12 protein-coding genes are annotated in these 12,765 nt (G+C 74.3%); 9 read left to right on the forward strand and 3 right to left on the reverse strand.

Annotation, left to right across the window (positions count from 1 at the left end):
• Positions 1-57: 57 nt before the first annotated feature.
• From ACFZAU_RS11655 to gdhA, 3 genes are all read left to right on the forward strand, one after another.
• Positions 58-600 (forward strand): RNA polymerase sigma factor, encoded by a 543-nt coding sequence (locus tag ACFZAU_RS11655; protein ID WP_500551982.1) that lies wholly within the window; start codon positions 58-60, stop codon positions 598-600.
• Complete coding sequence (locus ACFZAU_RS11660) at positions 597-1,109, forward strand: hypothetical protein (RefSeq protein WP_500551983.1); 513 nt, start codon at positions 597-599, stop codon at positions 1,107-1,109. Before ACFZAU_RS11655 ends, ACFZAU_RS11660 begins: the two co-directional genes overlap by 4 nt.
• Positions 1,110-1,386: 277 nt before the next feature.
• Complete coding sequence (gene gdhA / locus ACFZAU_RS11665) at positions 1,387-2,733, forward strand: NADP-specific glutamate dehydrogenase (protein ID WP_500551984.1); 1,347 nt, start codon at positions 1,387-1,389, stop codon at positions 2,731-2,733.
• A gap of 84 nt (positions 2,734-2,817) precedes the next feature.
• Here the strand turns inward: gdhA and ACFZAU_RS11670 are convergent, their stop codons facing one another.
• Complete coding sequence (locus ACFZAU_RS11670; RefSeq protein WP_500551985.1) at positions 2,818-3,348, reverse strand: TerD family protein; 531 nt, start codon at positions 3,346-3,348, stop codon at positions 2,818-2,820.
• A gap of 224 nt (positions 3,349-3,572) precedes the next feature.
• Here ACFZAU_RS11670 and ACFZAU_RS11675 point away from each other — a divergent pair, with 224 nt between their 5' ends.
• The 5 genes from ACFZAU_RS11675 (at position 3,573) to ACFZAU_RS11695 (ending at position 8,789) form a co-directional block, all read left to right on the forward strand.
• Complete coding sequence (locus ACFZAU_RS11675; RefSeq protein ID WP_500551986.1) at positions 3,573-4,091, forward strand: SigE family RNA polymerase sigma factor; 519 nt, start codon at positions 3,573-3,575, stop codon at positions 4,089-4,091.
• A gap of 68 nt (positions 4,092-4,159) precedes the next feature.
• Entirely contained in the window at positions 4,160-4,993 is an 834-nt protein-coding gene (locus ACFZAU_RS11680) for a hypothetical protein (protein WP_500551987.1), read from the forward strand.
• 1,452 nt (positions 4,994-6,445) lie between these two features.
• On the forward strand, positions 6,446-7,585 hold the full coding sequence (rho, locus tag ACFZAU_RS11685; RefSeq protein WP_500551988.1) for a transcription termination factor Rho: 1,140 nt from the start codon (positions 6,446-6,448) through the stop codon (positions 7,583-7,585).
• Between the two features lie 26 nt (positions 7,586-7,611).
• Positions 7,612-8,277, forward strand: coding sequence for a histone deacetylase (locus tag ACFZAU_RS11690; protein ID WP_500551989.1), 666 nt, complete (start codon positions 7,612-7,614; stop codon positions 8,275-8,277).
• A gap of 104 nt (positions 8,278-8,381) precedes the next feature.
• Positions 8,382-8,789, forward strand: coding sequence for an STAS domain-containing protein (locus ACFZAU_RS11695; RefSeq protein ID WP_500551990.1), 408 nt, complete (start codon positions 8,382-8,384; stop codon positions 8,787-8,789).
• Here ACFZAU_RS11695 and ACFZAU_RS11700 read toward each other — a convergent pair.
• Complete coding sequence (locus tag ACFZAU_RS11700) at positions 8,691-9,677, reverse strand: sigma-70 family RNA polymerase sigma factor (RefSeq protein ID WP_500551991.1); 987 nt, start codon at positions 9,675-9,677, stop codon at positions 8,691-8,693. The genes ACFZAU_RS11695 and ACFZAU_RS11700 overlap by 99 nt on opposite strands.
• Before the next feature lie 94 nt (positions 9,678-9,771).
• Between ACFZAU_RS11700 and ACFZAU_RS11705 the strand changes: the two genes are divergently transcribed.
• The gene (locus ACFZAU_RS11705; RefSeq protein WP_500461212.1) at positions 9,772-10,176 is read left to right on the forward strand and encodes a VOC family protein; all 405 of its coding nucleotides are present in this window, start codon (positions 9,772-9,774) and stop codon (positions 10,174-10,176) included.
• Between the two features lie 45 nt (positions 10,177-10,221).
• On the opposite strand, the gene ACFZAU_RS11710 is transcribed toward ACFZAU_RS11705, so the two are convergent.
• A complete protein-coding gene (locus tag ACFZAU_RS11710; RefSeq protein WP_500551992.1) occupies positions 10,222-12,669 on the reverse strand; it encodes a SpoIIE family protein phosphatase in 2,448 nt (815 codons plus the stop codon).
• Positions 12,670-12,765: the final 96 nt, after the last annotated feature.

The following is a 12,765-nucleotide window of genomic DNA, read 5'->3' on the forward strand; positions in this document are numbered from 1 at the left end:
TCCGCGCCCGGCCGGACATTCCCCAGTGAAAGCCTGTTCAGGGAGGGAAGGGTGCGCATGACGGCACGTGAGGGTCCGCGAGGGCACGAGATGGTGGAAGAGTGGTACGAGGCCCACGCCGACCGGGTGATGGGCTACCTGATGCACCGCACGGATCGCGAGACCGCGCAGGACGTGCTCTCCGAGACCTTCCTGCTGGCCTGGCGCAAGCAGCGGTCCGTACCGGACGACGCGTTGCCCTGGCTGCTGGCGGCGGCACGCCGGCTGCTCGCCAACCGGGTGCGGTCGGACGTACGGCGGCAGGCGCTCGCGGAGCGGATGTCCGCGGTGATGGACCGTGCTCCGCAGGAGGTCTTCGAGGACCGCATAGGCGACCGCGAGCACGTGTTCCGGGTGCTGATGGCGCTGTCCGAGGGCGATCGCGAAGTGCTGCTGCTCACCGGCTGGTACGACCTGAGCGCGCAGCAGGCGGCCAAGGCCCTGGGCTGCACCAGGGCGGCGTACACGCTGCGGCTCCACCGGGCCCGCAAGAGGTTCCGCGCGGCCCTGGAGCGTCGTCCCGCACCCTTCACCCCGCTCGATTCGGAGGTACACGCATGACGAACGACCCTGTCCTGGACGCCGTCCGGGAGTTGCGTCCGCAGGGGGCCGAGGGCTGGACGAGGTCGGACGCCGGACGGCAGACGCTGCGCTCCGTGCTGGACCAGGCCGCGACGCCGCGGGCCACCGGACGGCGGTCGCTGCGGGTCGCCGTGGCCGGCGGTGCGGCCGTGGTCGCGCTGGCCGGGGGCGGTGTCGTGGCTGTCGCCGGGGGGATGCCGTGGGGTGAGGACGCCGGCGGGAAGATGATGTGCGCCCGGACACTGGCGCGTGGCGCCGACCTCTCCGGTCTGCCGTCGGACGCGGTCAAGGAGTTCGATCCGAAGGACCCGGGCGCGGTGTGCGCCGGGCGCTGGAAGGAGATGTGGGGGCCGTCCGAGCCCGTCCCCACGTCCTTCGCCGCCTGCTACTACCCCGGCGGCGCCGGCAAGGTCGTCTGGCCCGCCGACGGCCTCGGCCAGGACCAGGCCTGCGCCCGCATCGGGGCCCGGCCCATCCCCGCGGGATAGCCCGCGGCGGGCCTGGGGCCCGCGACGCCCGAGGGGGCTCCGCGGCGACCGACGCGGAGCCCCCTCGCACCCCGTGGCCCGGGAGCCGGGAACGCGACGACGGTGAGTCGCCGGGTGGACTCTCCGGGAGTCGCTCCGGACGTTTTTCCGGATGTCGCGGACATTCGTCCCTCTCCTGACACATGGCCTCTTCCCCTCCGTACTCGTTGACACGGCAACGGCCGGACGCGGCGCCACGGCGCCGCGTCCGGGACTCAGGAAACGAGGGAAGGCGCGCATGAACGTCAGTGCTCACATCGAGGCCGTCTACGCGGACGTCTGCCGGCGCGACGCCGGTGAGACGGAGTTCCACCAGGCGGTGGGGGAGGTGCTGCGCTCACTGGCGCCGGCGCTGGAGCGGCACCCGGAGTACCTGGACACCCGGATCGCGGAGCGGATGTGCGAGCCGGAACGGCAGGTGATCTTCCGGGTGCCGTGGGTGGACGACCAGGGCCGCGTGCGGGTCAACCGGGGCTTCCGGGTGGAGTTCAGCAGCGCGCTCGGCCCGTACAAGGGGGGTCTGCGCTTCCACCCGAGCGTCGACCTCGGCATCGTGAAGTTCCTCGGCTTCGAGCAGATCTTCAAGAACGCGCTGACCGGCCTCGCCATCGGCGGCGGCAAGGGCGGCTCCGACTTCGACCCCAAGGGCCGCTCCGACGGCGAGGTCATGCGCTTCTGCCAGTCGTTCATGACCGAGCTGCACCGGCACGTCGGCGAGCACACCGACGTGCCGGCCGGGGACATCGGCGTGGGCGGCCGGGAGATCGGCTACCTCTTCGGCCAGTACAAGCGGATCACCAACCGCTTCGAGGCGGGGGTCCTGACCGGCAAGGGCGTCGCCTGGGGCGGCTCCCACGCCCGTACCGAGGCGACGGGCTACGGGACGGTGTACTTCGCCGCCGAGATGCTGGCCACCCGCGGGCAGGACTTCGAAGGGCGCCGGGCGGTGGTCTCCGGCTCGGGCAACGTCGCCGTCTACGCGATCGAGAAGGTGCACGCGCTGGGCGGCTCGGTGGTGGCCTGCTCGGACTCCGGCGGCTACGTCGTCGACGAGGACGGCATCGACCTGGAACTGCTCAAGGAGATCAAGGAGGTGCGCCGGGCGCGGCTGTCGGCGTACGCGGAGGCCAAGCCCTCGGCGCGGTACTCCGAGCGCGGCTCGGTCTTCGACGTGCCCTGCGACGTCGCGCTGCCCTGCGCCACGCAGAACGAGCTGGACGGGCAGGACGCCGGGACGCTGGTGAAGAACGGCGTGCTGGCCGTCGCCGAGGGCGCGAACATGCCGTGCACCCCGGAGGCGATCGAGGTGTTCCGGGAGGCGGGCGTCCTCTTCGGCCCGGGCAAGGCCGCCAACGCGGGCGGCGTGGCGACGTCGGCGCTGGAGATGCAGCAGAACGCGTCCCGTGAGCGGTGGACCTTCGAGGAGACCGAGGCCCGCCTCGCGCAGGTCATGCGCGACGTCCACACCCACTGCCGGGCCACCGCCGCGGCGTACGGCGGCACGCCGGAGGACTACGTCCTCGGCGCCAACGTCACCGGCTTCCTGAGCGTGGCCGAGGCGATGACGGCGCAGGGCGTCGTCTAGGGCTTGCCCCAGGCCGCGCCCTCCACGCGCCGGTGCCCTCCCGCGCGGCACGCGGGAGGGCACCGGCGTGCCCGGGGGCGGTGATCAGGAGGTGCCGCCGCCCATCACACGGGGGAAGGCCGCCGGGTCGGTGTCGTAGCCGTGGACGCCGGGCCTGAAGCGCCACTCGCCGGTGTCACCGCGGCGGAACTCCCCGACGGTGGCCGCCGTCGCGGCGGCCACCTCGCCGAGGTCGGAGGCGGCGAGGTCGGTGTGGCCCTCGACCACGCGCACGCCCGTCCCCGCGACGTCGCCGAAGGTCATCCGGCCGTCGCGCTGCTGCACCACCACGCCGACGACGACCCGCTGGTAGGCGGCGCCGAGGCGGTCCAGCTCCAGGGTCATGACCTCGTCGAAGCCCAGCCCCTTGCCGGTCTTGCTGTCGCGGTTGAGCGTGATGGTGCCGTCCGGGGAGCGGCTGTCGAAGTGGACGAGGTACACCGGGGCGCCCTGCGGGTCGGCGGCGCTGTAGGTCGCCGCGACTATGTCCAGGTCGCTGGCGGGCGCGCCGGCGGGACTGGGGTCCCATTTGAGCCGGACCTCGACCTTGGCGATGCCCTTGGTGACGCTGCTCACAGGCTGGCTCCCCTTGCTTCCGGCTGGTCGGGTGCGGCTGTCACGGAGAACGCCCTTTCGTCTGCGGTCAGTTGGGGGACGACCGCGCGCCGCGCGTCCGTCCGAGGCGGCAACGAACGAGGGCGATCCCGGATTCCTGGCAACCGAACCGGTGTCCCACCCGGTTCGAGCGGATGTGAGGCTGCTCGGAGCACGGACAGGGACGCGATGGCAAGGACACCACGGTGAGGGATGCGGAGACGGACTTCGAGGAGTTCGTCGCCGCGCGCGGGCCGCGGTTGCTGCGGGTCGCCTGGCTGCTGACCGGCGACACGCACCTGGCGGAGGACCTGCTGCAGACCGTCCTGGCCAAGGTCTGGCCGAAGTGGCGGAACATATCCGGGGAGAACCCGGAGGCGTACGTGCGCAGGGCCCTGGTGAACACGGCCTCCTCCTGGTGGCAGCGCCGCTGGCGCGGCGAGCTGCCGCACGGCGAGGTGCCGGACACGGTGGCGACGGCGGCGGAGGACCCCTTCGCCTCGGTCGACCTGGAGCAGTCGCTCGCGGTACTGATACGCCGGCTGCCGGCGCGGCAGCGGGCGGTGGTCGTGCTGCGCTACTTCGAGGACCTGAGCGTCGACGAGACCGCCGAGGTGCTCGGCTGCCGGCCCGGCACGGTGAAGAGCCAGGCGGCCAAGGCGCTGACCATGCTGCGGGGGCAGCTCGCGGCCGTGCCGAGCCTGGCGAGGGGCGGTGAGCGGTGAGCGGTGTGAACGCGGAGCGTGAGCCCGGGGGCGGGCGGGCGCGGGGGCGTGAGCGCGAGCCCGAGTTTGTGCGTGAGGCCGAGTCGGAGGAGGAGTGGGAGCTCAGCGTGCTGCTGGAGCGCGTCGTGCCGCGGACACCCGCGCCCCAGGACCGGATGACGCAGATCAGGCGGCGCGTGCGGCGGCGCAGGAGGCGCCGGGTCGCCGCGGGGGCGGTCGCCGTGCTCGGGGGTGCCACCGCGGCGGCGGTGGTGGCCGCCGCGCTGCTGGGGCCCGCGGATCCGGTGGCGCCCCGGGGGCAGCGCATCCTCCCCGCCGCGTCGCCCACCCGTTCGGCCGGCCCGGGCCCGACGTCGGCGCCGACGCCGACGCCGGCGCTTGACGCGGGTGCGGCGGGGGGTGCGGCGGCGGGGGGTACGGACTCGGTGTACGCGTACGTCACCCTGGACGCACTGTCCGGGCTGGGGCTCAAGCTGCCCGGCACGGGCTGGAGGTCGCTCGTGACCGCTGCCCCGGACGGTCTGGTGGTCGGCTTCGTCGGCGCGCAGCCGCTGCGGGAGCGGGATGGGTGCACCAAGTCGGAGATGGTCGCGTACTCGGCCTGCCCGCCTGTGGACGCGGTCGCCGAGGGTGGGGTGCTGATCGCTTTCCGGCAGATGGAGGCGCCCGCGAGCAGCAAGTTCGGGCCGGGGCGGTTCGTGGTGAAGGGGCTGACGGAGGCGAGCGGGGGGTGCCGGGCGCTCGGCGGGCGGAACGAGCTGACGGCGTGGGGGGAGGACCCGGACGCCACGTCCTCCGTCGGGCTCATGGTCAGGGCGTGCTTCAGCCGTCCGACGAAGGGCGCGGTGGATGCGGTCGTCGCGAGTTTGCGGGGGGCGAGTTACGCGGCGCCGTCCCGCTAACGCCTCCGGCTGCGCCGCGCCGCCCGGTTGTTGCGTGCGGGTTGTTTGCGCCTGCGGCGGGCTGTTCGCCCTCCCTCCCTCCCCCAGCCTTCGGCCGGGGGGACCCCCATCCGGCACGGTCGGTGCGGGTCTCGCACGTTGTGTTGGGGTCGGGGCCGCGCCGGCGCACTCCCCCAACCTTCGGCCGGGGGGACCCCCAGAACGCTCGCGGTTTACGTCTACATCCTTGGGCACCGCACTTAACCGCTCGTCTCCCCCAGCCTTCGGCCGGGGGGAGCACCCCGCCACACCCCCTCCCGTCGTATGCGCGCACAACGGCCGGCGGGGGGGTCAGATAGGCGTGCAGGGGTACCCGGAACCGCCCTCTGACCCCCACGGCCCCACGGTTCCAGCCCCGCATCATTCGGCACCGGGTCCGCCGCCCGTCCGTTCCAGCCTTCGGCCAGGAGGACCCCGCCACGCCCCAGTCTCTTTGCGCGGGCGCATGACGGCCGGTGGGGGCATGGAGGTAGCCCGCGGTTGCCCCGAGCCGCTCTCTGCCTCCACGGCCCCGCGGTTCCAGCCCGCATCGTTCGCCACTGGGTCCGCCGCCCGTCCGTCCCAGCCTTCGGCCAGGGGGAGCACCCCGCCGTACCCCCTCGGCGGGTGTGGGCACACAACGGCCGGTAGGGGTATGAGGGCAGCCCGGGGTTGCCCCGAGTCGCTCGCTGACCCCGCGGCCCCGTGGTTCAGGCCCGCATCGTTCGGCACCGGGTCCGCCGCCCGTCTTCTCCTGCTTTCGGCCAGGGGGAGCACCCCGTCATGTCCCCTTCCCCTTGTGCGGGCGCAGGGTGTCTCGTTGGGGGTGCGTCGGACAGGTGCGGTGCCCACGGAGTGCCTTCTGACCTCCCACCGGCCGTTGGTCGCCACGGATACGGAGGGGGTGGGGGAGTTGGGGGCACCCCCGGCCGAAGGCTGGGGGAGGGTGGGCGTTCTGGACGCTGACGTGTATTTGATGTGCGGCATCCCGGGTGACCAAGCGCAGGTGCCCGTGCACATAAATATGCGGTACAGAATGCCCACCCCGGAGGCCCCGCCCCCGGCTCACCCAGTCACAGTGCGCAGGCCCGCACCAACCGAGCTGGATGGGGGTCCCCCCGGCCGAAGGCTGGGGGAGGGAGGGCGGGTGGGCGAACCCCCAACCGCAACCACCGTGGCGCCGCACGCGACAACCCGGCGGCACAAAGGCGGGCCCGGGTGTTACATTGCAAGGGCACGACTGTGCGCCCCGTTTGGCGCCGGTGCTTCCGCGCGACCGCTCAACGGTCCGCTCCCGCAGCTCGCTGCGGTCGATGTTCCCGTTCGCCCGCGCCCCGCGCCCGCGAACTCCCCCGAGGCTCGAGCCTCTTCTGCCGCGCGTTTCGCCGGCCGGCCGTTCCGCCGCCGTGCGCGCCCTTCCTCCGAGGACCCCGTATGTCCACAACCCTCACCACCCCCGCCCCCACCCCCACCCGAGAACGACTCGTCCCCGTCGCCGGTGTCCTCGACATCGAGGGCGGCCGCGGCTCCCTGCGGACCGCCGGTTACGCGCCGGGGCCGCGGGACGTCACGGTGCCGCCGGAGGTGATCCGGCGGCACGGGCTGCGCAAGGGCGACGCCGTCGAAGGCGTGGCCACGCCCGGCCGTTCGGGTGCCCTCGTGCGGGCCGAACAGATCGGCGGGCGTCCCGCCGAACAGGCCCGCGCACGGCGGCACTTCGCGGACCTGATCCCGCTGCACCCGTCCGAGCGGCTGCGCCTGGAGTGCCCGAGGGGCGGCCTGGCGACCCGGGTCGTCGACCTGCTGGCCCCCGTCGGCAAGGGCCAGCGCGGGCTGATCGTGGCGCCGCCGAAGGCCGGGAAGACCATGCTGCTGCGCCGGCTGGCGGACGCCGTCGCGGACAACCACCCCGAGTGCCATCTGATGGTGGTGCTCCTGGACGAACGGCCCGAGGAGGTCACCGACATGCGGCGGTCGGTGCGCGGCGAGGTCGTCGCCTCGACCTTCGACCGGACCCCCAAGGAGCACATCGCCGTGGCCGAACTGGCCGTCGAGCGGGCCAAGCGGCTCGTGGAGACGGGCCGGGACGTGGTCGTGCTGCTGGACTCCCTCACGCGGCTGTGCCGGGCGCACAACAACGCGGCGTCCTCGGGCGGCCGGACGCTGTCCGGCGGTGTGGACGCGGCGGCGCTGCTCGGCCCGAAGCGGCTGTTCGGTTCGGCGCGGCTCGCGGAGGAGGGCGGTTCCCTGACCATCCTGGCCACCGCGCTGGTCGACACCGGGTCGCGGGCGGACGACTACTTCTTCGAGGAGCTGAAGAGCACCGGCAACATGGAACTGCGCCTGGACCGCGGGCTCGCCGACCGCCGGGTGTTCCCGGCCGTGGACGTGGCCCCCTCGGGGACCCGGCGCGAGGAACTGCTGCTCAGCCCCGCCGAGCTGACCGCCGCCCGCGGGCTGCGCCGGGCCCTGCGCGGCGCGGGGAGCTTCGAGACGCTGCTGGAGCGGCTGCGGGCGACCCCGGACAACGCCGCCTTCCTGCGGCAGATCCGCGGCACGGTGCCGGCCGCCTGACCCCGCGGCGGCCGCATCATGGAGCGGTGACCACACCGCAGAGCGTGGGGCCCCGGGGTACGGGCCGGCGGGACCGGCCGCCCGGATTCGTCTGGTACGCGGCGTACGGCTCCAACACCCACCTGGTGCGCCTCAACAGCTACCTGGCCGGCGGGGTGCCGCCCGGGGGCGGCCGGGAGTACCCGGGCTGCCGGGACGCGCGGCCGCCGTTGCGGTCGGTGCCGCTGGAACTGCCGGGGCGGATGTACTTCGCGACGCGGTCGCCGGTCTGGTCGGGCGGGCGGGCCTTCTACGACGGCGACGTGCCGTCCGGCGAGGTGCGCGCCCGGGCCCATCTGCTGACGGTCGGCCAGTTCTCGGACATCGCGGCCCAGGAGATGTACCGCTCGCCGGGTGCCGACCTCGACCTCGGCGAGGTGCTGCGGCACGGCAGGGCCCGGCTGGGCGACGGACGGTACGAGACGCTGCTGTACCCCGGGGACGTCGACGGGCACCCGGTGCTCACCTTCACCGCGCCCTGGGGCTCCGCCGGGGCCGAGCACGTCAGGCCGTCCGGGAACTACCTGCGGCACATCGTCGAGGGCCTGGCCGAGACGGGCGCCTGGGACCTGCCCGGCATCGCCGCCTACCTCGCGGAGTGCGCGGACGGGGCCTGGGACGCCCGGGAGATCACGGCGCTGCTCGGACGGTGACGCGGGCTCCGATGGATTATGGCCGCGCCGCCGGTCCTAGGGATGTACGGGGGCGTACGGGGAACCGTAGGCCCACGCCCGGAACCCGTCCCAGGAGGTCGCCCATGGCCCGGCCCGCGCCGCCCCCGCCCGCGTCCCGACCGGGCGGTGGGCCCGTCGTGCTCGTCCTGACCGGCAGGCTCGACCGCGCCGGGATCCCGCCGCTGCTGGAGCGGCTGCGGCTCCTGCTGGCGGAGCGGGGCGGCGGCACGGTGCTGTGCGACGTCGGCGGGCTCGACGGCGCACCCGACGCCGTGCTCCTCGACGCCCTCGCCCGGCTGCAGCTCACCGCCCGGCGCCACGGCGGCCGGATCCGGCTGCGGGGCGCCGGGGGCGCGCTGCGGGAACTGCTGGCGCTCACCGGGCTGGACGGGTCAGCGGGCCTCGGGTTCGAGCCGTGCGGGGAGACCGAACAGCGGGAAGAGCCGTTCGGTGTCCAGGAAGGAGTTGAGCCCGGTGATGCGGCCGTCTGATATCTCGATGACCTGGAGCGCCCACGGTTCGTGACCCCCGTCGGGGGCGGGCCGGTACTGCCCGAAACCCGGGGTGCCGTTGGCCGTGACGGGGACCAGTCGTGAACCGCGGCAGCCCGCGCCGATCCCGAGCATCCAGGCCCTGATGTCCGCGGGACCGCGCAGCCACAGGCCGAAGGGCGGCATGGACAGCGTGGCGTCCTCGTGGAGCAGCGAGGTGAGGGCGTCGAGGTCGTAGGACTCGAAGGCCGCGACGTAGCGGCCGAGCAGGGCCCGCTGCTCCTCGTCGAGCGGCCGGGCCGGGTCCGTCATGGCGGGGGCGGCGGTGGCGAGGGTGGCGCGGGCCCGCTGCAGGGCGCTGTTGACCGAGGCGACGGTCGTGTCGAGCAGTTCGGCGACCTCGGCGGCCTTCCAGGCGAGCACCTCCCGCAGGATGAGCACGGCCCGCTGGCGCGGCGCGAGGTGCTGCAGCGCGGCGACGAACGCCAGGCGGACGCTCTCGCGCTGGTCGGCGAGGTCGGCCGGGTCGCCCGTCGAGGGCAGCACGCGGCCGTCGGGGGCGGGGGAGACCCAGGTCGTCTCCGGCAGGGTGCCGGGCAGCGGGCCGTCGGCGGAGCCGGCCGAGGACAGGTCCATCGGGCGGGCGCGGCGCCCGGTGCCGCCCAGGATGTCCAGGCAGGCGTTGGTGGCGATGCGGTACAGCCAGGAGCGGAGGCTGGAGCGCCCCTCGAAGCGGTCGTACGCGCGCCAGGCCCGCACCATCGTGTCCTGGACGGCGTCCTCCGCCTCGAAGGCCGAGCCCAGCATCCGGTAGCAGTAACCGGTCAGCTCCGCGCGGTACTGCTCCAACTCCTGCGCCACGTCCGGGGGTGCAGCGAGATCGGCCATGGTTCTCCTCCGCCTTCCGATGAGTTCCGGAGCGCCCACCGGTCTACTTCAGCACAGCCCACTGACAGTGGGCCCGGAACGGAACGAGGCGACCATGCCGACCCAGATCTTCGTGAACCTCCCCGTGCGGGACCTGCCCAGGTCAAGGGCGTTCTTCGGCGGCCTCGGCTTCTCCTTCGACCCCGCGTTCAGCGACGACAACGCCGCGTGCGTGGTGATCGGCGAGGGCATCTTCGCGATGCTGCTCGTCGAGCCCTTCTTCCGGCGGTTCACCGGGAAGGAGGTCGCCGACGCCACGAAGACCACGGAGGCCATCGTCTGCCTGGGCGTCGAGTCGAGGGGACGTGTGGACGAGCTGGTGGACACGGCCCTGGCCACGGGAGGGTCGCCCTCGAACGAGACCATGGAGCAGGGTCCGATGTACGGCCGCAGCTTCCAGGACCCGGACGGGCACCTGTGGGAGGTCGTCTTCATGGACCTCGCGGCGCCGCAGGACTGACCGCGGGCCCCCGGGCCGGGCGATCACCCCGCGGGGAGGCCGGGATCACCCCGCGGCGGCGTCCGGGATCTCCTGCTCGGCCCAGATCAGCTTGCCGTCCGCGGTGTAGCGGGTGCCCCACCGGCGGGTGAGCTGGGCGACGAGGAAGAGCCCGCGGCCGCCCTCGTCGGTGGTCCTGGCGTGCCGCAGCCGGGGCACGGTGTTGCCGGCGTCGTACACCTCGCAGATGAGCACCGACTGCCGGATCAGCCGCAGCCGGATCGGTCCCGAGGCGTGCCGGATGGCGTTGGTGACGAGTTCGCTGACGACGAGCTCGGTGGTCGTCCGCAGCTCGTCGAGGCCCCACTCGGCCAGCCGGCGCCCGGCCAGCGCCCGGGCCTCGCCGACGACCGCCGGGTCCGCCGGCAGGTCCCAGGCGACGTAGCGGTCCGGGGTGAGCGCGTGCGTACGGGCGACGAGCAGCGCCACGTCGTCGGCGGGCGGACCGGGCGGCAGGTGCTCCAGCACGGCCGAGCACAGGTCCTGCAGCGGCAGCTCCGGATGGGCCAGGGCGCGCGCGAGCCGGGCGAGGCCGGCGTCCACGTCCTCGCCGAAGGTCTCTATCAGGCCGTCGGTGTAGAGGGCGACGACGCTGCCCTCGGCCAGTTCGAGCGCGGCGGCCTCGAAGGGCATGGCGCCCAGGCCGAGCGGCGGTCCCGCGGGCAGCTCGGCGAAGGTGACGCGGCCGCCGGGGTCGACGACGGCCGGCGGCGGATGCCCGGCGCGGGCCATCGTCAGCCGCCGGGTCACCGGGTCGTAGATCGCGTAGAGGCAGGTGGCGCCGGTGAGGGTGGCGGCCATGGACCCGTCGGCGCTCTCCTCCTCGCTGAGCCGCATGACGAGGTCGTCCAGGTGCGCCAGCAGCTCGTCGGGCGGCAGGTCCATGTCGGCGAGGGTGTGGACGGCGGTGCGCAGCCGCCCCATCGTCGCCGCCGCGGTCAGCCCGTGCCCGACGACGTCCCCGACCACCAGCGCGACCCGCGCCCCGGACAGCGGGATGACGTCGAACCAGTCGCCGCCCACGCCGTCCTGGATGTCGGTGGGCAGGTAGCGGAAGGCGACCTCCAGCGCCGCGCCGCCGGCCAGCGTCTGCGGCAGCAGGCTGCGCTGCAGGGTGAGGGCCGCCTCGTGCTCGCGGGTCCAGCGCCGGGCGTTGTCCACGCACACCGCGGCGCGGGCCACGAGTTCCTCGGCGAGCAGCAGGTCGTCGGGCTCGAACGGGTTGGGCCGGCGGTGCCGGACGAAGGTCACCACGCCGAGGACGGTGCCGCGGGCCCGCAGCGGCACCCACATCACCGACCGCATCCCGAACTCGCGGATCTTGGCCGCCCGTGCCGGGTCGTCGGTGAGCCACGACGCCCGGTCGACGGCGATGTCGCCCTCCACCTCGGAGCGGCCGGAGGTCATGCAGCGCACGTGCGGCGAGGTCTCGCCGGCGTTGATCCGCTCGCCGGGCGCGACGACCGACTCCGGGGTGCCCGGGTGCACCGAGCGCATCGCGGCCCGGCACAGCGGCACCCTGCCCAGTCCGCCGCCGGAGGGCGGTTCGCCGCCGCGCAGCACCGGTTCCAGCAGGTCGACGGTGACGAAGTCGGCGAGCCGCGGGACCGACACGTCGGCCAGCTCCTGGGCGGTGCGGGTGACGTCCAGGGTGCTGCCGATGCACGCCCCGGCCTCGTTGAGCAGCGCGAGCCTGGCCCGGGCGTGCCACCGGTCGGTGACGTCCATCGCCATGTAGCAGACGCCCATCGGCCGGCCCTCGGCGTCGTCCATGCGGTAGAAGGAGATGGAGAAGGAGCGCTCGCGGTAGGGGGAGGCGAGCGTCCAGCCCTGGAACTCGTGGTCGATCGCCGGCTCACCGGTCAGCAGCACCTCGCGCATGACGGCCTCCAGCGCCCCGGTGTCCATCCCGGGCAGGGCGTCGGCCAGGTGCATCCCGATGCGGCGGTCGCGCGGCACGCCGCCGAAGTGTTCCAGGGTGTCGTTGAGCCACACGTACCGCAGGTCGGGGCTGAGCACGGCCATGCCGATCGGGGACCGGGTGAGGAAGCCCTCCAGGATGGCGCTGCTCACCGCCCAGGACGGGGTCCTGGCGAGGTCGATCGCGGACACCAGCCAGCGTTGCTGCCCGTCGGGCGCCATCAGGGCGGACACCCGCAGGCCCACCTCGATCCGCCGCCCGTCGCGGTGCCGGGCGGCCACCAGACCGCCCCAGATGTCCTGGTCGCGCCACTGCGCGGCCATCTCGGTGGCCTTGGACGCCTGCTCGGGCGCGGCCAGCAGGAGCGTCGCGGACGTGTGCAGCGCCTCCGCGGCCGAGTAGCCCAGCAGGTGTTCCGCGGCGGCCGTCCAGCCGACGATCGTCCCCGCGCCGTCGATCAGCGCCGACGCGGCGTAGGCCAGGTCGAACGGCGCCTTCGCCGGCGCCGCCGCGCTTCCCTCCGGCGTGACCATGCGGGGTGTCCCCTGTCCGCGGATACGTGTCTCCCATGCTAGGACGTCGCGTCGGCGGGGGCGCCCGCGCCGGAGCGGCCGCGGGGCGGCGTGGCC

The organism is Streptomyces sp. NPDC008238 (assembly GCF_042956445.1).
Classification (GTDB): domain Bacteria; phylum Actinomycetota; class Actinomycetes; order Streptomycetales; family Streptomycetaceae; genus Actinacidiphila.

Bases quoted from the DNA above. Each gene is read 5' to 3' on its own strand.
- ACFZAU_RS11655 (WP_500551982.1), top strand. From the start codon at position 58: ATGACGGCACGTGAGGGTCCGCGAGGGCACGAGATGGTGGAAGAGTGG.
- ACFZAU_RS11660 (WP_500551983.1), top strand. From the start codon at position 597: ATGACGAACGACCCTGTCCTGGACGCCGTCCGGGAGTTGCGTCCGCAG.
- gdhA (WP_500551984.1), top strand. From the start codon at position 1,387: ATGAACGTCAGTGCTCACATCGAGGCCGTCTACGCGGACGTCTGCCGG.
- rho (WP_500551988.1), top strand. From the start codon at position 6,446: ATGTCCACAACCCTCACCACCCCCGCCCCCACCCCCACCCGAGAACGA.
- ACFZAU_RS11695 (WP_500551990.1), top strand. From the start codon at position 8,382: ATGGCCCGGCCCGCGCCGCCCCCGCCCGCGTCCCGACCGGGCGGTGGG.
- ACFZAU_RS11700 (WP_500551991.1), bottom strand. From the start codon at position 9,677: ATGGCCGATCTCGCTGCACCCCCGGACGTGGCGCAGGAGTTGGAGCAG.
- ACFZAU_RS11705 (WP_500461212.1), top strand. From the start codon at position 9,772: ATGCCGACCCAGATCTTCGTGAACCTCCCCGTGCGGGACCTGCCCAGG.
- ACFZAU_RS11710 (WP_500551992.1), bottom strand. From the start codon at position 12,669: ATGGTCACGCCGGAGGGAAGCGCGGCGGCGCCGGCGAAGGCGCCGTTC.